Source organism: Dickeya sp. NCPPB 3274 (genome assembly GCF_000406205.1).
In the GTDB taxonomy this organism is placed as follows: domain Bacteria; phylum Pseudomonadota; class Gammaproteobacteria; order Enterobacterales; family Enterobacteriaceae; genus Dickeya; species Dickeya fangzhongdai.
In genome coordinates, this window is sequence record NZ_CM001979.1 from 3,057,724 (window position 1) to 3,079,911 (window position 22,188).

At 52.7% G+C, this 22,188-nt stretch carries 20 protein-coding genes; 12 read left to right on the forward strand and 8 right to left on the reverse strand.

Annotated features, from left to right (window positions below):
- Window positions 1-67 precede the first annotated feature (67 nt).
- Window positions 68-355: a putative quinol monooxygenase gene (locus DXX3274_RS13635; RefSeq protein ID WP_033111932.1), complete on the reverse strand. Its 288-nt coding sequence runs from the start codon at window positions 353-355 to the stop codon at window positions 68-70.
- 180 nt (window positions 356-535) lie between these two features.
- On the opposite strand from DXX3274_RS13635, the gene pyrC reads away from it, so the two are divergent.
- From pyrC to DXX3274_RS13660, 5 genes are all read left to right on the forward strand, one after another.
- Window positions 536-1,579 (forward strand): dihydroorotase, encoded by a 1,044-nt coding sequence (gene pyrC, locus DXX3274_RS13640; RefSeq protein ID WP_042860228.1) that lies wholly within the window; start codon window positions 536-538, stop codon window positions 1,577-1,579.
- 110 nt (window positions 1,580-1,689) lie between these two features.
- Complete coding sequence (dinI, locus tag DXX3274_RS13645; protein WP_038668000.1) at window positions 1,690-1,932, forward strand: DNA damage-inducible protein I; 243 nt, start codon at window positions 1,690-1,692, stop codon at window positions 1,930-1,932.
- Window positions 1,933-2,228: 296 nt separating this feature from the next.
- Window positions 2,229-2,483, forward strand: coding sequence for a biofilm formation regulator BssS (gene bssS / locus DXX3274_RS13650; protein WP_013318447.1), 255 nt, complete (start codon window positions 2,229-2,231; stop codon window positions 2,481-2,483).
- A 379-nt stretch (window positions 2,484-2,862) separates the two neighbouring features.
- Window positions 2,863-3,417: a cytochrome b gene (locus DXX3274_RS13655; RefSeq protein WP_042860229.1), complete on the forward strand. Its 555-nt coding sequence runs from the start codon at window positions 2,863-2,865 to the stop codon at window positions 3,415-3,417.
- Window positions 3,418-3,445: 28 nt separating this feature from the next.
- The gene (locus DXX3274_RS13660; protein WP_042860231.1) at window positions 3,446-4,024 is read left to right on the forward strand and encodes a YceI family protein; all 579 of its coding nucleotides are present in this window, start codon (window positions 3,446-3,448) and stop codon (window positions 4,022-4,024) included.
- 48 nt (window positions 4,025-4,072) lie between these two features.
- On the opposite strand, the gene DXX3274_RS13665 is transcribed toward DXX3274_RS13660, so the two are convergent.
- A complete protein-coding gene (locus DXX3274_RS13665; protein WP_042860232.1) occupies window positions 4,073-5,131 on the reverse strand; it encodes a rhodanese-related sulfurtransferase in 1,059 nt (352 codons plus the stop codon).
- Between the two features lie 209 nt (window positions 5,132-5,340).
- On the opposite strand from DXX3274_RS13665, the gene DXX3274_RS13670 reads away from it, so the two are divergent.
- From DXX3274_RS13670 to mdtG, 3 genes are all read left to right on the forward strand, one after another.
- Complete coding sequence (locus DXX3274_RS13670; protein WP_042860233.1) at window positions 5,341-6,438, forward strand: NADH:flavin oxidoreductase/NADH oxidase; 1,098 nt, start codon at window positions 5,341-5,343, stop codon at window positions 6,436-6,438.
- A 230-nt stretch (window positions 6,439-6,668) separates the two neighbouring features.
- On the forward strand, window positions 6,669-7,589 hold the full coding sequence (locus DXX3274_RS13675) for a Kdo(2)-lipid IV(A) acyltransferase (protein ID WP_042860234.1): 921 nt from the start codon (window positions 6,669-6,671) through the stop codon (window positions 7,587-7,589).
- A gap of 30 nt (window positions 7,590-7,619) precedes the next feature.
- Window positions 7,620-8,846 carry a multidrug efflux MFS transporter MdtG gene (mdtG, locus tag DXX3274_RS13680; protein ID WP_042860235.1) on the forward strand — a complete coding sequence of 409 codons (1,227 nt, stop codon included), beginning with the start codon at window positions 7,620-7,622 and terminating at the stop codon, window positions 8,844-8,846.
- 107 nt (window positions 8,847-8,953) lie between these two features.
- On the opposite strand, the gene mdoH is transcribed toward mdtG, so the two are convergent.
- The gene (gene mdoH / locus DXX3274_RS13685; RefSeq protein ID WP_042860236.1) at window positions 8,954-11,506 is read right to left on the reverse strand and encodes a glucans biosynthesis glucosyltransferase MdoH; all 2,553 of its coding nucleotides are present in this window, start codon (window positions 11,504-11,506) and stop codon (window positions 8,954-8,956) included.
- Window positions 11,499-13,001 carry a glucan biosynthesis protein G gene (locus DXX3274_RS13690; protein WP_371206779.1) on the reverse strand — a complete coding sequence of 501 codons (1,503 nt, stop codon included), beginning with the start codon at window positions 12,999-13,001 and terminating at the stop codon, window positions 11,499-11,501. The genes mdoH and DXX3274_RS13690 overlap by 8 nt, the downstream gene beginning before the upstream one ends.
- 470 nt (window positions 13,002-13,471) lie before the next feature.
- On the opposite strand from DXX3274_RS13690, the gene DXX3274_RS22910 reads away from it, so the two are divergent.
- A complete protein-coding gene (locus tag DXX3274_RS22910; RefSeq protein ID WP_071603957.1) occupies window positions 13,472-13,936 on the forward strand; it encodes a DUF2946 domain-containing protein in 465 nt (154 codons plus the stop codon).
- 164 nt (window positions 13,937-14,100) lie between these two features.
- Window positions 14,101-15,585: a PepSY domain-containing protein gene (locus DXX3274_RS13700; protein WP_042860239.1), complete on the forward strand. Its 1,485-nt coding sequence runs from the start codon at window positions 14,101-14,103 to the stop codon at window positions 15,583-15,585.
- Window positions 15,586-15,729: 144 nt separating this feature from the next.
- On the opposite strand, the gene DXX3274_RS13705 is transcribed toward DXX3274_RS13700, so the two are convergent.
- The 3 genes from DXX3274_RS13705 to DXX3274_RS24005 all read right to left on the reverse strand — a co-directional run bounded on the left by DXX3274_RS13705 (window position 15,730) and on the right by DXX3274_RS24005 (window position 19,326).
- The gene (locus tag DXX3274_RS13705; protein ID WP_042860240.1) at window positions 15,730-17,394 is read right to left on the reverse strand and encodes a methyl-accepting chemotaxis protein; all 1,665 of its coding nucleotides are present in this window, start codon (window positions 17,392-17,394) and stop codon (window positions 15,730-15,732) included.
- Between the two features lie 1,083 nt (window positions 17,395-18,477).
- Window positions 18,478-18,753: a hypothetical protein gene (locus DXX3274_RS13710; protein ID WP_013318461.1), complete on the reverse strand. Its 276-nt coding sequence runs from the start codon at window positions 18,751-18,753 to the stop codon at window positions 18,478-18,480.
- A 411-nt stretch (window positions 18,754-19,164) separates the two neighbouring features.
- The gene (locus tag DXX3274_RS24005; RefSeq protein ID WP_193747034.1) at window positions 19,165-19,326 is read right to left on the reverse strand and encodes a hypothetical protein; all 162 of its coding nucleotides are present in this window, start codon (window positions 19,324-19,326) and stop codon (window positions 19,165-19,167) included.
- A gap of 35 nt (window positions 19,327-19,361) precedes the next feature.
- Here DXX3274_RS24005 and DXX3274_RS13715 point away from each other — a divergent pair, with 35 nt between their 5' ends.
- Window positions 19,362-19,547, forward strand: coding sequence for a GhoT/OrtT family toxin (locus DXX3274_RS13715; protein WP_023637881.1), 186 nt, complete (start codon window positions 19,362-19,364; stop codon window positions 19,545-19,547).
- 148 nt (window positions 19,548-19,695) lie between these two features.
- On the opposite strand, the gene matP is transcribed toward DXX3274_RS13715, so the two are convergent.
- Window positions 19,696-20,160, reverse strand: coding sequence for a macrodomain Ter protein MatP (gene matP, locus DXX3274_RS13720; protein WP_038667974.1), 465 nt, complete (start codon window positions 20,158-20,160; stop codon window positions 19,696-19,698).
- A 210-nt stretch (window positions 20,161-20,370) separates the two neighbouring features.
- Between matP and DXX3274_RS13725 the strand changes: the two genes are divergently transcribed.
- Window positions 20,371-22,101, forward strand: coding sequence for a Lon protease family protein (locus DXX3274_RS13725; RefSeq protein WP_042860242.1), 1,731 nt, complete (start codon window positions 20,371-20,373; stop codon window positions 22,099-22,101).
- The last annotated feature ends 87 nt before the right edge of the window (window positions 22,102-22,188 follow it).

Below are 22,188 nucleotides of genomic sequence, written 5' to 3' on the forward strand. Positions count from 1 at the left end.
AAAAAGCACCTCGCTTCGGCGGGTGCTTATTCCCATTGAATGCCCGTCTATGACGGGCATTATTTTTTCAGGCAATCGTCTGCAGCAACTTAATGTCCATGCCATCGATCTTGCCTTCCAGTTGAGCGACAAGCGCGCGAAAATGCGCAGTCTGCTCGTGCTCGTTGATAGCTTCCTGACTTTTCCAGCGTTCAAAGAACACGAACGAACCGGTTTTGTTCAGCTCTTCATGCAACTCATACTGCAGATTACCGGCTTCCTGACGGCTCGGCGCAACGACCTGCCGGACAGCTGCCGCAACATCGTTAATGAACTCCGGCTTAGCCTGAACGCTGGCGACGATACGAATTTCCATCATAATACTCCATGAATATAACAACCGATTGAATATCCAACCATAAAACGCCAACTACAGGCTAATTTCAACCTTTTCACAACAAACGGATGCATTCGCTACACTTTCCGCTTATGCTTACCCCCCGCCATATCACTCCCTGTTTCAGGGACGTTATTTACCGACCGCCGGAGTTTTTCCATGACCCCCTTGCCGAATGTTCTGAAGATTCGTCGTCCTGACGACTGGCACCTTCATCTGCGTGACGATCAGATGCTCAAGGCTGTACTGCCCTATACCAGCAGACTTTTCGCCAGAGCGATCGTGATGCCGAATCTGACGCCGCCCGTTACCACCGCGGCCCAGGCTGAAGCATATCGGCAGCGGATTTTGTCCGCCGTTCCAGCCGGCGAGACCTTCCAGCCGTTGATGACCTGTTACCTGACGGAGTCACTGGACAAAAACGAAATTATTTCGGGCTATCAGCAAGGCGTATTTACCGCCGCCAAGCTTTATCCGGCGCATGCCACCACCAACTCCAGCCACGGCGTATCGGATATCAGAACCATCTACCCGGTGTTGGAAGCGATGCAAAAACTGGGCATGCCGCTGCTGGTTCATGGCGAAGTCACCGATCCGGAAGTCGACATTTTCGATCGCGAAGCCCGTTTCATCGAGCGCATCATGGAGCCGCTGCGCCAGCAGTTCCCGGAGTTGAAAGTGGTGTTTGAGCACATTACCACTCGCGAAGCCGCCCAGTATGTGCAGTCTGCCGATCGTTTTGTCGCGGCCACTATCACTCCGCAGCATCTGATGTTTAATCGCAATCACATGCTGGTGGGCGGTATCCGTCCGCATCTGTACTGCCTGCCGATCCTCAAGCGCAACACGCACCAACAGGCTCTGCGCGAAGCGGTCGCTAGCGGTAGCGAGAAATTCTTCCTCGGCACCGACTCCGCCCCGCATGCCAAACACCGCAAAGAATCATCCTGTGGCTGTGCCGGCGTCTTCAACGCGCAGGCCTCATTGAGCGCTTACGCCACCGTATTCGAGGAATTAAACGCGCTGGATAAACTGGAAGCGTTCTGCTCGCTGAATGGTCCACGCTTTTACGGGTTACCGGTGAACGAAGGCACGCTTGAATTACGCCGCCAGCCGGTACAGTTTCCGGAAGAAATTGTCGCAGGCGAAGAAACCATCATTCCGTTTCTTGCCGGCCAAAGCCTGAACTGGTCTGTCGCCTGATAACGCCCCGCTCCCTGCCAGCCAGGGAGTCATTTCTTACGCATTTTCTATTCATGTTGTTGCCTTCCTTGAGATACTGTATAAAAATACAGTCACATAAGGAGGCAACCATGCGTATTGAACTTACCATAGCAAAAACGACCCCGCTGCCCGCTGGCGCACTTGAAGCGCTGACCGATGAACTGAGTCACCGGGTTCATGACATTTACCCGGATACCCCTGTCCACATCCGTTACGCTGCCGCCAATAATCTGAGCGTCTTTGGCGGCAACAAGGACGATAAAGAGAGAATATCGGAAATCCTGCAGGAGACATGGGAAAGCGCTGACGACTGGTTTATTCAAAACGAGTAGTCCTTTCTCCATCCGCACAGGTTACCCAATGGTCAGTCCTCTTGCGTCTGGCCTCTTCATTTTTTCCTCGGGTGTCGCGTTGAATCGCGCATTCACATTAACGAGCTGTACTATTTTTGTTCAGCAATCATCGTTCGTTTCACCAGATAATTAACCGAAACATCCACTTGAGTTTTTTTTACATTTAATTTCCATAAATGAATCTGACAGAGATATACTGATATTGCTCAGCTACAAGAGCCGTCTTAAACCTCGTTTAGTCACTCACGGTAGTAACTAGTCAATAAGGGGTATTTATGGACAGAAAAAATGAGATTATTCAAACGCACCCGCTAGTCGGCTGGGATATCAGTACCGTTGACAGTTATGACGCAATGATGATCCGCCTGCATTACCTTTCTACGGCGGACCAGGCGCCAGATGAGGCGCAGGTTGACCGGACATTATGGTTAACCACGGATGTGGCAAAACAGCTTATCTCGATCCTTGAGGCTGGGATTGCCAAAATCGAATCGAATGAATATCAACCTGCTGACTATCTTAAGCATTAATATTTTTTATATTTATCACCATTCACCAATGTCATTCTTTCCCCTGACACCGCTCTCCAGAGCGGTGTCTCTCCATCGATATCTTCATTACAACAAATTTAGCGACTTATTGGTTTATAAAAAGAAATCCCCCGGAAAATAAAATCAGAAAAACAAATAACGCAATTTAATAACGCAAAAATTATCTCCCTGAATTTAAATAAATAAAGAAATGTTTTAATAACCTTACACAGTCATCCTGAATAATAAATCCACACCACTTTCAAATTTATTGAAATATAAAAATATCATATTGAATAGGTCATTTTTATATTGATTTTATGTTTCCGGATGTTTAATTTCCTGAAACAAAGGTTAACTTACGATAAGGATTTCAATAATGCTTTGGCGTAATACGTCAACCCGCTATGGGCACATTAGCGTACTGCTGCACTGGATTACCGCCGCCACAGTGTATGGCATGTTTGCATTAGGGCTATGGATGGTTGCCCTGGGATATTACGATCCCTGGTATCACAACGCGCCTGAAATACATAAAGGCATAGGCATATTGCTGTTTCTGGCTCTGCTGTTCCGGGTGATATGGCGCTGGGTTTCTCCTCCTCCTCGCCCGCTATCCAGCTATTCCACACTGACACGTATCGGCGCCACGTTGGCGCATGTTTTCCTGTATCTGCTGTTATTCAGCATCCTGATTAGCGGTTATCTGATTTCTACCGCCGAAGGTCAGCCAATTTCCGTCTTTGGCTGGTTCTCTGTGCCCGCTACGCTGAGCGGCATTCAGGATCAGGCGGATACGGCCGGTACCATCCATTTGTATCTTGCATGGGCGGTTGTCATTTTATCCGTCTTGCATGCTCTGGCGGCATTTAAACACCACTTTATCGATCGTGACGCTACGTTAAAACGCATGTTGGGTCGACAGGCGGATTAATTCATTCTGGGTTTAAGGAGAAAGACTAATGTTTAAGAAAGCAATTCTGGGCGTGACTATGGCTTCCCTGTTTAGCTTCGCGGGGGCCGCTACCGCCGCCGATTATAAAATTGACAAGGAAGGACAACATGCGTTTGTTCAGTTCCGTATCAAACATCTGGGATACAGCTGGTTATACGGTACGTTTAAAGATTTCGACGGCGCATTTACCTTTGATGAAAATAATCCTTCCGCAGACAAAGTCAGCGTAACCATCAATACCAACAGTGTTGACACCAATCATGCCGAACGTGATAAACATATTCGCAGCGCCGAATTCCTGAATGTCGCCAAACATCCTCAGGCGACATTTGCATCCACCGACGTGAAAAAAGACGGCGATGAATTGAAAATTACCGGCAACCTGACATTGAATGGCGTAACTAAACCGCTGACACTGGAAGCAAAAGTGCTTGGTCAGGGTAATGACCCGTGGGGGAATTATCGCGCCGGTTTCGAAGCCGAAGGCAAGCTGAAACTGAAAGATTTTAATATCACGACCGATCTTGGCCCGGCTTCTCAGGAAGTGGAGCTGATCATTTCGGTTGAAGGTATTCGTCAGAAATAATAATTTGCGCAGAGTCTCTCATAGGCTCTGCGCTTTTCGCCATCAGCGTTATTTTTTCTCTTCCGGTGCGGGAATACCCAGGGTGGTATTCAGCAATCCTTTAGACTTGTTGAAGATCTTCATACTGATTTCACGATTTTTTCGGCGCTGACGCTGCTCTTCAAGCGGTAGCCGAATCTCATCCTGACACACGGCGCTACAGCATCCCTCATATTTTTCCGCGCACGTCGGACATTGAATAAACAGTAAATGGCAGCCCTGATTCTTGCAGTTAACATGGGTATCGCATGGCTCACCGCATTGATGGCAATGGGCAATCACATCCCCGGATACTCGTTCCCCCATCCGTTCGTCAAATACAAAGTTTTTGCCGATAAACCTGAGGGGCAACCCATTAGCTTTGGCCTGCCGCACGTATTCGATGATGCCGCCTTCTACGTGATAGACATTTCTGAAACCATGATGGAGCATGTAGGCGCTGGCTTTTTCACAGCGAATTCCGCCGGTGCAATACATCACGATATTCTTGTCGCGCGCGTCCGCCAGCATATCCACCGCCATTGGCAACTGCTCGCGGAACGTATCGGAAGGCACTTCAATCGCATTTTCAAAATGGCCGACTTCATACTCGTAATGATTGCGCATATCCACGAACAACGTATCAGGATCGTCCGCCATCCGGTTGACCTCTTCCGCTTTGAGATACTGACCGACCCGGGTCGGATCGAAGCTGGCGTCCTCAATCCCATCAGCGACAATGCGATCCCGCACTTTCATGCGCAATACCCAGAATGACTTACCGTCATCTTCCAGCGCGACATTCAGCCGAATCCCATCCAGAGCCGGGTGCGAGCCGAACAGGGCGCCGCGAAAGTCCTCAAAATGGCTGGCCGGAACGCTGATCTGCGCGTTAATCCCTTCTCTGGCGATATAAACGCGGCCGAATACCTTTACATGGCTAAAGGCGATATAGAGCGCATCGCGGAAGGCTTGCGGGTCGTCCAGCTGGAAATATTTGTAAAAGGAAACTGTGGTGCGCGGCTCGGTTTCAGCGAGCATACGCGCTTTCAGCTCCTCATTGGAAACACGGTTATGTAACACTGGCATGGTGTACGATCCTGTTTTTATTGAGGTGAATGGCGTTAAGATATTATGAAGGCGATGTTGCGCAAACAATAAATTGCCGCCGCATCATACACGAGGGATAGCATACTGTCAGTGAATGACGTGCATATCGGAATGTGAAATCGTTATTTCAGGCGCAGCGACATCTCTGGCAATGTTTCCCGGGTATATCTCAGACGGAGGTTATCTTTATGAGCAAATTGTTCAGCCCATTGGCATTGGGAAACCTGACGTTGCCAAACCGCATCATCATCGCGCCGATGTGCCAGTATTCAGCTGAAAATGGTAAAGCGACCGAATGGCACATGATGCATCTGGGTACGCTGTCGCATTCAGGCGCCGGATTATTGATTCTGGAAGCCACCGCAGTCCTGCCGGAGGGACGCATCTCGCCGCAGGACCTTGGCCTGTGGGACGACGATACCGAACGTGCGCTGGCGCCGGTTGTACGGGGCATCCGCAAACACTCCGCTATCCCGTTGGGCATCCAGCTCGGCCACGCCGGTCGCAAAGCCTCAACCGGCGCGCCCTGGGCCAACCGGGCCTTCCTGCATCCAGAACAAGGCGGCTGGCAGACGGTGGCGCCTTCCGCCTTGCCCTACCACCCGGATGACACCCCGCCTGTCGCCATGAGCCACGATCAAATCAAGAACCTGATTGACGCCTTTGCCGCCTCGGCCAGACGGGCGGATCGGCTGGGGTTCGATTTGATCGAGATCCATGCCGCGCACGGTTACCTGTTGCATCAGTTTCTTTCGCCACTGACCAACCAGCGCGACGATGAATATGGAGGATCGCTGACAAACCGCATGCGCCTGCTGCGCGAGGTTTATACGGCTGTGCGTGAAGTGTTTCCGCCGCATAAAGCCGTGGGCGTCCGCATTTCCGCCACTGATGCCGTCGAGGGTGGCTGGGATCTGGCGCAATCCATTGAGCTAGGCCAACTGTTGCGTCAGCTGGGATGCGACTATATTCATGTCTCCAGCGGCGGTCTGTCGCCCTTACAGCAAATTCATCCCGCTCCCAATTATCAGGTGCCTTTCGCACAAAAAATTCGCCAGGAAACCGGGCTGGTGACCATCGCCGTCGGCTTGATCACTGAACCGGAACAGGCAGAAGCGATTCTGGCAACTGAAGAGGCGGATGCGGTAGCCCTTGCTCGTGCGATTTTGTTCAATCCGCGCTGGCCGTGGCACGCGGCGATCCGGCTGAAAGAAAAAGTTATCGCGCCTCCCCAGTACTGGCGCTGCGAACCGCACTACGCCAAAGGGTTGTTCACCCCGCTATAAATTGATGTCCCCGCCGCACAGTGCGGGGACCGTTTCGCCCAATGTCACCAAACGCTAAAACCCATATCCCTCAGATGTTATTATGGATACCGTGTTGAATTTGCGGATAAAAGCAACAAGCGTATTCTTTCCTTAACCACGCCGCTTTCGGCTATTCTGTTGGAAAGCGCTGATCATTACATTAACCGTCGGCGCGTTGTTCGCCGTTTTTTGATTTTGATACTGAGGCTATGACACAAATCCCCTCTTTCCATCGCTCGCTATTACACCCTCGCTACTGGCCGATGTGGTCAGGCATTGCTCTTCTCTATCTGCTGGTATTGCTGCCTTATCCTCTCATTTACCGCATCGGTACCGGGCTGGGGAGATTGTCCATGCGTTTTCTAAAACGCCGCGTCGCTATCGCCCATCGCAATCTGCAACTCTGTTTTCCGGATATGCCCGCAGAAGAGCGGGAGCAACTGGTGAAGAAAAACTTTGAATCCGTCGGCATGGGGGTGATGGAAACCGGTATGGCGTGGTTCTGGCCTGACTGGCGGGTCGAGCGCTGGTTCAAGGTGATCGGTATTGAAAATATGCAGCCCCTGCGTGAGCAAAAGCGCGGCGTATTGTTGATTGGCCTGCATTTCCTGACCCTGGAATTGGGCGCGCGCATCTTCGGTCTGCAAAATGCCGGGATCGGCGTTTACCGCCCCAATGACAATAAACTGATCGACTGGCTGCAAACCTGGGGCAGAATGCGATCCAACAAATCCATGCTGGATCGCAAAGATTTAAAAGGCATGATTCGCGCCCTGAAACAGGGGGAAATTATCTGGTACGCCCCCGACCATGACTACGGTCCGCGCAGCAGCGTATTCGTTCCCTTATTTGCCGTCGAGAAAACGGCGACCACAGCCGGCAGCTACATGCTGGCCCGAGCCGCCAAACCCGCTATCGTTCCGTTTGTTCCCCGCCGTCTGTCGGATGCCAGGGGCTATGAATTGATTATTCAGCCTGCGCAGTTGGATATTCCGCTGGAAAGCGAAGAAGTGACCGCCGCCTGGATGAACAAACTGGTTGAAGAAAATATCCTGTTGGCGCCGGACCAATATATGTGGCTGCATCGACGCTTCAAAACACGCCCTGCCGGGGAACCTTCGCTGTACTAAGCCCTGGGACAACCCAGTCAGGAAAATACGATGGATAACACCGCCCCGATTGACTGGAAACGCAACCTCTACATCGCCTGGTTGGGGTGTTTCTTTACCGGGGCCGCCTTCAGCCTGGTCATGCCTTTTCTTTCACTGTATGTCGAGCAACTCGGCATACAGGGCCATGAAGAATTGAATCTGTGGTCGGGCGTGGTTTTCAGCATTACCTTCCTGTTTTCAGCTATCGCTTCGCCGTTCTGGGGACGTCTTGCCGATCGTAAAGGGCGCAAGCTGATGCTGCTGCGCTCTGCGTTAGGAATGGCGATAGTGATGGCGTTGATGGGGCTGGTGCAAAATATCTGGCAATTCCTGCTGCTCAGAGCGGCATTGGGTATCCTGGGCGGCTTCGTGCCGAATGCCAATGCCCTGATCGCTACCCAGGTTCCCCGCAATCGTAGCGGCTGGGCACTGGGAACCCTGTCCACCGGCGCAGTAGGCGGCGCCTTGCTCGGGCCGCTATTGGGCGGCTATCTGGCGGATACCTTTGGCTTGCGGCCGGTCTTCTTCATCACCGCGGTGGTCTTGTTCATCTGTTTTCTGATTACGCTCTTTCTCATCCGGGAACGAATTGAACCCGTTCGGAAAAAGGACATGCTCAGCGGGCGCCAGGTGATGATTTCACTGAAAAACCCGCACCTGGTGATGAGCCTGTTTGTGACGACCATGATTATCCAGATAGCCACCGGTTCCATCGCGCCAATTCTGACGTTGTATGTGCGTGAACTGGCGGGGCAGACCGATAATCTGGCCTTTATCAGCGGCGCTATTGCCGCCATTCCGGGCGTATCGGCACTGCTAAGCGCCCCACGGTTGGGAAAACTCGGCGACAAGATTGGCCCGGAGCGCATCCTGATCGCCATGTTGATACTCTCGGTGCTACTGCTAATCCCGATGGCGTTCGTACAATCGCCCTGGCAACTGGCGTTGCTGCGTTTCCTGCTGGGAGCCGCTGACGGCGCACTGTTACCCGCCGTGCAAACGTTGCTGATCTACCATTCTTCTCATCAGGTCGCCGGCCGGATATTCAGTTATAACCAATCATTCCGTGATGTCGGCAACGTGACGGGGCCATTACTGGGCGCCAGCATTTCCGCCAGCTTCGGGTTCAGAGCCGTATTTCTGGTTACCGCTGCCGTCGTGATGATTAACGCGTTCTACTCATGGTTCTCTCTGCGCCGCAAATCCAATCGCCTACCGGTATCCGAACCTGAATAAAGCGTCGTCGCACCGGAGTAGGATGAAAATAACCCTGATGATGGACTGAATTCTGCCCATAAAAAAAGCAACGGACTGGCCGTTGCTTTTTCGTCGATCACCCTGACTTACTGGGCGTTTTTAATCACCGGAGCGGCGAGCGCCTGATAATGGCTTCGCCAGTCGCTGTGAGTATCCGGCTGACTCCACACCCGATGGTGCAGGCGAGCCAACGTTACCGGATCGCTAATCAACGCCAGACGCAGATTGCCATCGACATCCTGAGGTTTGCGACTCAGCGCATCATTGACGCGTTGCTCACGCATATCCTCAATCGGCTTGCTGAAGCGGTGACGCGCCGTCGCCATTGCGCTGGTCAGCGCGTTGATTGACGGGTCAAAGATCGCATGCATGAAGCCATGTTCCAGCTTGCGCTCACGATTGCGACGGAAATACTCATCGGTCGCTACCAGTTCACGCGGCGGATCGTACTCTTCCGGGATCAGCAGCAGCTTGGCGCGTTTGCAGGCCAGCCCCAAGCCGGCGCGGCTGGACAGTACGGATACCAGCGGCGACAGGATCAACGAGAATACGATAGGCGCCAACCACCACAGGAAGCGTAAATCCAGCCATGCCATGCCAATCGCCCAAACCAGCCCCAGCAGTAGCTGAGAACCATGGCGGGTGAAGGCCTCGCTCCAGGGTGTCGCATCATCATCACGCTGCGGTGATTTCCACTGCACCGACCATCCCAGAAACGCGCTGACCACAAACACGGTGTGGAACAGCATACGTACCGGCGCCAGCAGCACGGAAAACAGCATTTCAATCAGCAGAGAGATAAATAGTTTGGCTACTCCGCCGTAAGATTTAGCGCCTTTAGCACACACCAGAATGACGCTCAGCAATTTAGGCAGGAACAACAGAACCAATGTTGTCGAGAACAAGGCTATCGCCAGTTCCGGCCGCCACTGCGGCCATACCGGAAACAGCTGGCGAGGCTGCAGGAAGTACTGCGGCTCCATCAGCGTATGCACCACCTGCAACGCCGTGGAGAGCGCCAGGAACATGAACCACAACGGCGCGGACAGGTAAGACATAACCCCGGTCAGGAACACCGCACGGTGCACCGGATGCATGCCTTTAACCAGGAACAGCCTAAAGTTCATCAGGTTACCGTGACACCAGCGACGGTCGCGTTTCAATTCATCCAGCAGGTTAGGCGGCAGTTCTTCATAGCTGCCCGGTAGATCGTAGGCAATCCACACGCCCCACCCGGCGCGACGCATCAGCGCGGCTTCAACGAAGTCGTGCGACAGGATGGAACCGGCAAACGACCCTTCGCCCGGCAGCGGCGCCAGCGCACAATGCTCAATGAACGGCTTAACACGGATGATGGCGTTATGACCCCAGTAATGGGATTCACCCAATTGCCAGAAGTGCAAGCCGGCAGTGAACAACGGGCCATAAACACGGGTGGCAAACTGCTGGCAGCGGGCATACAGCGTATCCATACCCGATGCACGCGGTGCAGACTGGATAATCCCGGCTCTCGGATTGGCTTCCATCAGCCGAACCAGCGAAGTCAGGCACTCGCCGCTCATGACGCTATCGGCATCCAGCACCACCATATAGCTGTACTGATTGCCCCAGCGACGGCAGAAATCGTCGATGTTGCCGCTCTTGCGCTTCACGCGGCGACGGCGACGGCGATAGAAGATACGGCCGGCACCGCCAACTTCACGACACAGGTCCATCCACGCTTTCTGTTCAGCGACGCAAATATCCGGATCGTTACTGTCGCTGAGCACATAAATGTCGAAATGATCCAGCTCGCCGGTAGCCGCAACCGACTCGTAAGTCGCCCGCAATCCCGCAAACACACGTTCCACATCTTCGTTGCAGATAGGCATGATCAGCGCCGTGCGGTGTTCCGGATTCAGCGGTTCATTGCCGGTCGTTGTCGACGAAATACTGTATTTGTCCTTGCCGATAAGCAGTTGCAGGAACCCCATCAATGCGGTCCAGAAACCGGCCGATACCCAACAGAACAGGATAGCGAACAGGATCAAAATCCCACTTTGCAGCACATAAGGCAGCAGTTGCATAACCGTACGCCATACGTCCTGATGCACCATCGCAAAAGGATCGATCAGCGCCCATCCCTGATAAGGAAGAATGGTCTTCATATACCAGGTGGCAATAGCGGTTTGGAACAGCGTCAGCAACAGCAGAATATAGCGGCGCAATGTCCCTACCCTGCGCCAGCGGTTTTCCGCTTCGTTCTCTTCCGCCGTCTTGTACTGATGACGAAGTGGTTTGGATCGCCCGTTGATCATATCCCACCAGCGCACCATCGGGTTCGTCTGCCAGGCATCGGGGAACATAGAGGCACGGGTGACACGCGGCATCGCCTGCAGCGCAGTCCGCCCTTCACGGTCTTTACCCAGTTGCTTGCCGCCGTTCAGCCCGTCTTCCCATGCCAGTTCCAGACGACGCGGTACGGAAACCAGCGGAATATCATCCAGCGATTGCAGAGTGACGGCAGAATCATCAGACAGAGACTGATGCAGGGAAGACAGATCCTGAGACGAGGACAAACTCTCACGCAAGGCCTCTGCCTGCTCGGCAGGCAGAGGCAATTTCTCGATATACTCGAGAGTAGAAGTTGATTTATTCATTAGCAGGCAGCTGATAGCTCCAGGTTTCAGTCAATGTGGTTTCGCCATTGACCAATGCCGCTCGCATTTCCGTCGGCTGCTTGTTGTCCTTCACTTTCAGACGCAGTGTCAGACGCCAGCCATGGGTTACCGGATTATAGCGAACACTGTTTTCCACAATTTCGCCGTTGTCACCGATACTGACTTGCGGCGCAACCGGCGTATTCGGGTCCAGATCCTTCATTTTGCCGCCGGCAAAATCGACCAGGAATGCAGTGGTGCCGTCCGGCTGACGAATCAGATTGGACTGTTTCACATCGCCGGTTGAACGCATGGTCTGCATCACATAGGCCTGTTCCGGCGAATGCAGCGCTTCTTCATCCTTGGTGAAATGCAGGCGGTATTTAACTTCCAGCGGTTTGCCTTTCTCAGGCAGGTTTTCCGGCGTCCAGAAAGCCACGATGTTATCGTTGGTTTCATCCGCGGTCGGAATTTCTACCAGTTCCACCTTGCCTTTACCCCAGTCGCCTTTGGTTTCAATCCAGCCGCTGGGACGCAAATCGTAACGGTCGTCCAGATCTTCATAACCGGAGAAATCGCGGCCGCGCTGCAGCAGCCCGAAGCCTTTCGGATTCTCAATCGTATAGGTGCTCACCGCCAGGTGTTTCGGATTATTCAGCGGACGCCAGATCCACTCGCCGTTGCCGGCATGGATAGACAAGCCGTTGGAGTCATGCAGCGCCGGACGATAGTTCAGCGTCGGAGACGGCTGGTTCGGCCCAAACAGGAACATGCTGGTCAACGGCGCTACGCCCAGTTTGCCCACTTTGTCGCGCAGATAAACCTTGGCTTCCACATCCATCATGCTGTCGCTACCCGGATAGAGCACAAAGCGGTAGGCGCCGACGGAACGCGGAGAATCCAGCAACGCGTAAATCACCAGGTGTTTGTCTTCCGGTTTCGGATGCTCAATCCAGAATTCGCGGAAACGCGGGAACTCTTCGCCAGACGGCAACGCCGTGTCGATAGCCAGGCCGCGGGCCGACAGACCATACACTTGTCCTTTACCTACCACGCGGAAATAGCTCGCCCCCAGCATACTGAGGATTTCGTCGTGCTTATCCGCTTTGTTGATCGGGTAAAGAACCTTGAAACCCGCGAAGCCCAGATCTTTCACCGTCGCCGGATCGTGGTTGACGGAACCAAAATTGAAATAGTCGGTAGAATATTTGATTTCGTTGACTTCAGTGGCAGTCACTTCATTGATTTTGACCGGAATGTCAAAATACATGCCCTGATGGTAGAACTGCAGTTTGAAAGGCGTCTGGTCCGAATTCCAGTAGGATTTGTCCTGGTTGAAGCGAATCTGCTGATAATCGGCGAACTTCATGTCGCGAAACTGGGCCGGAAGATTACTCTTTGGCGCTTCATACCCCTTTTCAGCAAGCTTTTCCGCCTTCTGTGCAACATCGTCAATGGAAAAAGCCCATGCGTGCAATGATGTCAGAGACAGCATAACCGCAGCTGAAACCCAGCGAAGATTAGCAACCCGCTGCTTAACCCTAAATTTATTAACCAGCACATCTCCCCCTGTATGTGTGCCTAAATCAACTAAAACCCATATTAATGGATAAGTTAGCTTTCCGACAACTTGAGAAAAGAATGGTTCATCATAATAGGTCACGGTTTAAACAACATCGACACGCCTAAATGACAAACCGCCTTTTCAGGATGAAAAACCATAACGGATATCGCCCTAAAAATGCCTAGGAATAGTCCGTTGAGAAACCAGAGTAAATTTTCCTCTCACATGACCGCAGTAGCAAGAAACTTCTGGGCCTGACGGCCATTAACCGGTGTTTTATGGAAAGCGGAACGCAACTTTTTCACCTGAGATGATCAAAAAAGAACATTTTCTTAACCCTTATTCCATGATCGGGTACAGTATCAGCTATGTTGCCTTTTTCTCATCGTCACATGTAACGCATGTCTCTGTTTGAACTGAGACAACGGCGAACCCCAGCCTGGCTGGGGATACTGGCCCTTGTCATGATCTTCCTGGCCCCGCCCATCTCGCAGTCATTGCGGGCCAGTAATCACGTTCAGATATCGTCGCATCCACATCATCATTCGCCTTCCGCCAGCCTCTCTATGCCGGAGCATCACAGCCACCATGCCACGGCTTCTCCTGCTGCGCCAAAAGGAGATATGGATGAGATGGGCATGGGCATGGGCATGGGCATGGGCATGGGCATGGGCATGGGCATGGATCATGCTGCCTGCGGCTACTGCGTACTGCTTTCTCATCTGCCGTTGCTGACATTATCAGCCCTGCTTCAACCTGCCGCCGCCGTCTGGTCGCCTCGCTGGCAAGCGCTTCTCCCCGCTTTTTCCCTGTACCATGATCCACGTTTCCTTTCACCGCTACCCCGCGCCCCTCCTCGTGGATAAGCCATTGCCATCAAAACTCTTTGTTCATTAAAGCCGTGTCTGACACCGCTTACGGTCACTCTTGCTGATGGTTTTTATCACCAGATGCCGCTGAACAACCACGCCTGTCGACAGAAGTAACATTCCTCTTTGTCGGCTGTTGGCTTACCCTATCCGGAGGTTTTATGTCCGAGTCAAAAACCGAGGCATCCTTCATTCAGGCGGGAGCGGTCGCTGACACACCGCAGACGTACGACGCGTCTCGCAATAGTCAGGTCCGCTCACAGCGCGTAGCATTGCAAGCACTGCTGATGCGGTTGCATTTTTATATCGGGCTATTCATCGGCCCGTTCATCTTTATCGCAGCGCTGACTGGCACGCTGTATGTGCTGACGCCGCAGATTGAATCAAAACTCTATTCTCACCAGTTGCTTACTGATGCCGTGGGAACGCCCCAACTGCTGTCGCAACAAATTACGGCGGCGACCCACGCTTTGGGCGAGAAGGCCCAGTACGCCCGGTTGACCGCTGTTCGCCCGGCACCGGAAGCCGGACAGACGACGCGGGTGATGTTTTCCCTGCCTGATCTCGGTCCATCCGAAAGTTTTGCGGTATTTGTAGATCCGGTGTCACTCGACATCCGTGGCGCGCTCACGGTATACGGCACCAGCGGTATTCTGCCGTTTCGCACCAGCCTGGATTATCTGCATCGTAGTCTGTTGCTGGGCGATCTTGGCCGAAACTACAGTGAACTGGCCGCTTCCTGGCTATGGATTGCCGCTCTGGGCGGCCTGTATATCTGGATTTCGACCCGCAAAAACGCTCCTCGCCTGCGTCGCCGCCCCGCCGCAGGGCGCCTGAGTCCAGCCCGGCAACACCAGCGATTACGCAGCAATCACGCGGTTACCGGCCTGCTGTTGTTGGTCGGGTTGCTATTCTTTTCAGCGACCGGCCTGACCTGGTCGCGCTGGGCCGGCGACAACGTCGCCCAGCTTCGTGCGGTCATGGGCTGGCAGACGCCGTCGGTCAATACCCGCCTGGATACGGCGCCGCCGCCCCCACCCTCGGCACATGCCGAACACGACATGATGTCGATGCCAATGCATCCGGCGGCCAACCAGGTTGCGCCGCAAACTTTTGATGGCGTACTGGCCGCCGCCAGAGCAGCGGGAATTGATGCCGGGAAAATAGAGATTCGCCCGGCAGCCAGGATTCAGCGGGCGTGGACCGTGAGCGAAATTGATCGGGCATGGCCCACGCAGGTTGACACCGTGGCGGTTGACCCGATAACGTTCCGCGTCATCGACAAAGTCAATTTTGCCGACTATCCGCTAGTAGCCAAACTGACACGCTGGGGGATTGACGCGCATATGGGGGTACTGTTCGGACTGCCCAATCAACTGTTGCTGTCGGCATTCGGCCTCGGGCTCTGTTCTCTGATCGTCTGGGGATACCGGATGTGGTGGAGCCGGCGGCCAACGCGTCCCTCCGTCCATAGCCCACTGCAGACACTGACGACCGCCTTCCTGCAACTGAACGGCCGCCTTCGGCTACTGGTGCTGGTTGTTGCCGGTGTGCTGGCGGTCAGCCTGCCGGTGATGGGGATCAGTCTGCTCATGTTCCTGTTGGTCGATATCTGGCGCTGGTCGCGACAACGTCAGACGGCGTAGTATTCCCGACTGACCACGGAAGGCCGGTAGACTGAGTCGTACCGGCATGTTGTATCAGCCAACGCTCATGTCCGGTCAGCACAGGCGGACGTAAAAAAACCGCGGTCATAATCGACTGCGGTTTTCATTCAACATCATCGCGAATCAGAAGGTCGCCCATTCAGGTGTATCAGATCCGGTTGCGTCCTTCGCGCCGGGCAAACCGGCCAGCGCCAGCCCCTTTCCTCCCGGCTGCTGCCGCGTCGTCCCTTTGTCGGACCAGTTGCTATTCAGTTTGAACACACTAACGGTTTTCGCCAGCGTTTGCGCCTGTTCCTGCAGAGAAAGCGCCGCTGCCGCAGATTCTTCCACCAGCGCTGCATTCTGCTGCGTCGTGGTATCGATCTGCCCAATCGCCAGGTTAATCTGGTTAATGCCTTCGCTCTGCTCCAGACTGGCTTTGGCGATTTCAGTGATCACGCCATCGGCGTTGTGCGCATTATCAATCACTGCGCCCATAGTCTGTTCCGTATTTTCCACCAGCGACATGCCGTCCTGCACCTTCTGCACCGAGTTATCAATCAGTTCCTTGATTTCCTTGGCTGAATTAGCGCTACGCTGCGCCAGCGCCCGGACTTCACTAGCCACAACGGCGAATCCCCTCCCCTGTTCACCGGCTCGGGCAGCTTCCACCGCGGCATTCAACGCCAGAATATTGGTCTGGAAGGCGATACTGTCAATAACGCCGATAATTTCCGCCATACGCTGGGAGCCGCTGCGGATTTCGCGCATTTCCCGGGTGACATCCGCCATCATTTCGCCGCTCTGACGAACAATCTCGGAAGCCTGCCCCGCCAGCGAAGCCGCATGTTCCGTATTTGCCGCCGTATTCTTGATGGTGGCGGTTAGTTGTTCAATCGATGCGGCGGTCTGTTCCAGAGAACTGGCCTGTTCTTCGGTACGGGCGGACAGATCCTGATTGCCGGCGGCAATCTGTGATGCGGCGGAGGAAATGGTTTCAGCGCCATCACGCACCTGACTGACAATGTTACGCAGGCTGTCATTCATTTCATACAGCGCCCGCAGCAATTTGCCGGTCTCATCCTGCGCACAGGCAGACGCTTCGGTAGTCAAATCGCCTTTCGCGACCTTTTCCGCCAGCGTTAACGCCTCCTGCAGCGGCTGCGTCACACTACGGGTAATCCACCAGGCAATCAGCCCTCCGGCTACGATGCTAATAATAAAAACCAGCCACAAGATCATGCGAATATCGGTATAGCTCTGCTGCACCGCTTCCCGCGCGCTCATCATCTGATCATCCTGATAGTCGATAAACTCGGCTACCTTGTCCTTATATTTTTGCTGCAGCGTCAGGGATACATTAATCAATTCTGCCACCGCCTCTTGCTTATTGCCGCGGCTGGCCAGATCCATCAGTTTATTTCCCGATACGCTATATTCACTGCGAATCTGTTGAATATCGCTTAGCAGACTGGCAGAGCGAGCATCGTTGACATTTTTGCTTAAATCGGCCAGCAAGGCCGTAATCTCCGCAGAGTGTCCTTTAGTTTCTTCATTCTTGCGTTTAATATCTTCATTAGAATCCAGCATCAATATTAGCTGCTGCCCCAACAGGGCATTATTCAGCTCATCGATCAGCTTATTTCCTTTTGCCGTCAGCGGATAAAGTTCGGAAACGGTATAATCCATCTTACGGTTAAAATCGCTCAGATTACTTAACGCCACCGCCCCTGCGATCAGTAGCATAATGATAAGAAATGAAAATCCGATTGCCAGTCTATAGCCTATTTTTAAATTAGAAAAACTCATTGCAAGCCCCTTTAATAAAATCCTTTCGGTTACAATCCAATTAAAAAATCGAGTGGCAAATAATTTATATTTACCAGGCTCCATACCTTAAAAAAGTCATTCCATTGCAAGATGAACCATCGGCAAGCCATCTCTTCCCGGACAGCAGGGAAACGGGGTGAGGTAACAGCACAGAGCTCTTACCTGCACGCCATGCAGCAGAGTCTGAATGATGGAACCCGGTATGGGTGAAGGTCGAACCAATCCAGTTGGCGCAATGAACGCGCCGGCGAGTTATTCCTGTCCTGGGAATCATTTATCCTCCGTGATCATCAATTCCCGCCATGCATTGGCAGGTGAAGTAACCATGCCACGGTTCAGGCCAAAACCTAAACCGCGGCACGGTTATTTATTCCGGCTATTGATTATCAATAATCGGATGCGGCATCCTGCCATCCCCATTATCAGCGCAATCACCTTGTCTGAGACCACGCCGATAGCGGATTGTTTCACATTATAAAAGGAATGGTAAGTGCGTTGTTGTTAATACAAAAAAAATCTTACAGAAATTTTCACATCATCACGCGATAACTCACGTGACTTTTCATGCAAGAAATATCCTTACGCCCAAAATTTTTCGTCTAAAATTGGCGTCAGTCTACGATAGAACAGAAAAATGCTCGACAAATTTGGGGAAAGCCAGTCGAATATTTACGCTTTCAGGATAATTATCTAACAGAAAAGTGAACCTTATTTCATTTAGATACCTTTCGTCTTACCTGCTTTATGATTATTCATCGCCATTACGCTCAGTGGTTCTTACCCGTTTTTAACGATCATCGGCCGGGAATTACCACGCTCTCTCCATTTACCATCCCTTTGAGGTTAAGTAAGTAGAATGCCGTAAGAGTTCCGCCAGATTATCTGAAATCGTCGCCCACGCCTCGTCACGCACGAGTATCATTCACGTCGCCACAGGCGCTTTCGCCCCTGCTGTCCGCTATCCGCGAGCCAAAAGAAAAAAAAAAAAATAAAAGAAGAACAGCATGAAGGTGGGAATAAATGCTGTATCCCTGCGACGGATACAGCATGCGAGAACCGGAATTACTTCTTCCTGGAAACGCCCTTGCCTTTCAGCAGCTGACGAAGTTTTTTGATTTCCTTCGCCGTCAGCGGTTGCTCCACGATCTCTTCCGTATTCTGACTATCAACGATCTCTGCCTCATCAGCGTCATGGGCATGGTCTTCGATATCAAAACTTTTCAGCAAACGAGCACTGACCTCAGCACTGATCGAGACCTCGTTTTCCAGCGCAGCCGCTTTGATCTTTTCTTTCAGATCCAACGGGATTTTCAGTGACAGACTTGATATCTCACTCATTTCATTACCTTTATGGCAGGAGAAAATCTCAAACTATGCCAGTCTCCTGACAAAGTCCATACTGAAACAAAAAATTAATATAAATGTCATGAAAACCACAAAAAAATATAAAACAAGCATACTTTTGATGTGATATAGATCTCAGTTTTATCTCACATTTTTCATCCGTCGTTTTATCTTTGTCTTATCGGCTGTCGGCATCGGATCGATTTAACATTTTCAGCTATCCGTTCCACCATTAAATAAATGGCCGCTGAAAAAATTATCAATTGAGGTTCAGATTCTTCCGGATCTGTATTCTTTGACACGTCCGTCAAAAATAAATGGAGACTCCGCGTAATATATTACAACCAATGCACGGCTGACCGACGGCGCCAACAACGCGATACCACGTTGTTAACATTTTAGTTGTTAACATTTTACCGGCGCATCAGCCGACAGATGGCGATTCGTCGCCGCGTTGACGAGAAACCAGAGCGGCCCGCCAGCAGCTGCGTAGCGGGGTTTGTCCATCCGCGAGCGCATCCGGGCATCAGGCAGGTTAATCGATTGATCGAAAAGTTTTAACAGCATAGAATACGCGCCCCTGCAACCATAAGGAAGTAAATGTGTCACACCATCACCTGTGGGAAATGATCAGAACCCTCTATTTCCTGGGCCTTTCGGTCTCGATGCTATTTACTTTTTTTATGAGCAAAGATAATTCTCTGACCATGCGCTTTCTGGCCTCAATATTAATCGGCGTCACCTGGCCATTAAGTTTTCCAGTGGTGATCGTTTTTTCATTTTTTTAATTATTATCACTTAATGAATTAGCAGACATGATATTTGCTGCCCGGTTCAAAATGCGGGTCGTGCGGGGAATGAGCATTCGGCCAGCGATGATGTCTGTTCTGCTTTAACAGCCAGACCGCTTTCTGTCGCTGGCATACATTAATCAGGCTATTCGTTTTCCGGCGGCTGGTTCAGCATCGCTTGCAGATCCTGCCTGAGCAGCGACATCTGGCTGGCATATTTCTCTTTATGCTCCGCGTCTTCGATCAACTGCACGATCGTCTCCGACAGGGTAACGCCGCGGCGTTGCGCCAGCGCCGCCAGACGCTGCCAGACCAGATATTCAAGATCGATGGATTTCTTGCGGGTATGCTGGTGCTCGGCGTTGAAGTGCCGTTTGCGCCGGGCGCGGATCGTCTGTTTCATGCGGTTTTCCAGCGCCGGATTCATGCACTGCGCAATCCACTCCAGCACCAGCACCGGCTGGCTTTCCATTTTCAGCAACCGACCTACGGCCTCATCGGCCGCGCTTTGCTCGATAAAGCGCGTGACTGGCTCGCCTTCGCGATGTTTTTTGACCAGGTACTTCCACTTCCAGCCGCACTCAAGATTTTTTAGTTGTTGATATTTCATACATTATTCTTTAGTGACCGTGTAACGTGCCTGAACTTATTCCCATTGTTGCCCGATATTCCCGTTTCAGGCAATGCCTTGCTGACCATTTTTCGTCCAAAAATTCGCCAGTGGATGTTCTCTTGTTCGCATCTCCGGACTCAGCGCATATGCAGCCCCAAGAATTCTTGTATAATTGCGGTTTTCCTTTAAACGATTACAGCAGATACTTTGACCAGTAACCGACTCGAATGGCAGCAACTGCTGCCCGATCATACGCCATATCAGACGTTATTCTCTCAGGCAGCCCAACTTGCCCCCGCCGAGTTCTCAGCGGTACAGCCGCGCCTAGCCGATGCGCTGACGATTTTCTGTCATCCCCGCTCGCCTTCCCGATTCATGTTATTGAAGGCGCAGGAGAACAACGCTTATCTGGCATTGATTGCCAATGCCATCGCTCATCTACCTGCCCGGCAATCGGAAACGTTGCATGGTAACCGTTATCAGATCGACGGCCGTCAAATCAGTATCCAGCCAGCCCAGTATCCGGACGACAATTTTGCTGCCACCCTGCGCTGCGGCTATCAGGAGTGGATCGAGCCGGAACAGCTGTTTGGCTGCGTGCGGGTGTACAAAGACGATATCAGCCTGCAGCCCGGCCTGCTCCATCGCGTCAACGGCGGCACGCTGATTCTGTCCGCCCGAACATTACTGGCTCAGCCGCTGATGTGGCTGCGGCTCAAGCAGATCATTATTGACGGTCAGTACCACTGGTTGTCTCCCGACGAACGGCGGCCCTTGCCGGTAGAGATTCCGCCGATGCCGGTCGATCTGCGTCTGATCGTGCTTGGCGATCGTGACAGTCTGGGCGATATCCACGAGATGGAGCCGGAGCTGGGCGAACTGGCGATCTATGGCGAATTTGAATCACAGTTGCAACTGATCGAACCCGAAGACATGGTGCACTGGTGTTCCTACATCAATGCGTTATGTCTGGAAAACCAGTTGCCGCTGCTGGCCGCCGATGCCTGGCCGGAACTGTTTACGCTGGCGGTGCGCTATAGCGGCGATCAGGGCAATGTTCCCTTATGCCCGCAGTGGCTGCTCCATCAACTCAAACACGCCGCGCTCTATGCCCGTCAGGAAGATATCACCGGGCAGGCTATTATTGATGCCGTTACCGCGCGCCGCTGGCGTGAAGGTTACCTGTCCGAACGTATGCAGGACGAAATCGAGCTTGGTCAGATCCTGATCGAAACCGAAGGCGACATGATCGGACAGGTTAATGGTTTGTCAGTGCTGGAGTATCCCGGCTATCCGCTGATGTTTGGCGAACCGACCCGCATCAGCTGCGTGGTGCACCCTGGCGACGGCGAGCTGACCGACGTCGAGCGCAAAGCTGAGCTGGGCGGCAACCTGCACGCCAAAGGCATGATGATTATGCAGGCGTTCCTGATTTCCGAGCTGGAACTGGAACAGCAGCTGCCGTTTTCCGCATCGATCGTGTTTGAACAGTCCTACGGCGAAGTCGATGGCGACAGCGCCTCGCTGGCTGAGCTCAGCGCGCTGGTCAGCGCCCTGTCGCTGCTCCCCATCAATCAACAGTTGGCTGTTACCGGCTCTGTCGACCAGTTTGGGCATGTGCAACCGATCGGCGGCGTCAACGAAAAAATCGAAGGATTTTTCGAGGTATGCCAGCGTCGTGGTCTGACCGGCAAACAGGGCGTGATTATTCCAGCGACTAATCAGCGTCATCTGTGTCTGCAGCCGGAAGTGGTCGACGCAGTGCGCGAAGGGCAATTCCATATCTACATCGTGGATTCGGTGGCCGAAGCGCTGATGCTGTTGACCCAGATGCCGTATGATGACGATCGGCAGCCCAGTCTGCTGGCGGCGATCCGCGAGCGGATCGCGCAGCTGGCGCCTCCGGAACGCCGCCGCTTCCCGTGGTTTTTCCGTTGAGGAAACTGGTTGGTCCAGAAGCAACAGACTTGCTCAGCGTACATCTGTACGCTAACCTGCGTGCTCCACAAAAACAGGGCTTATAGA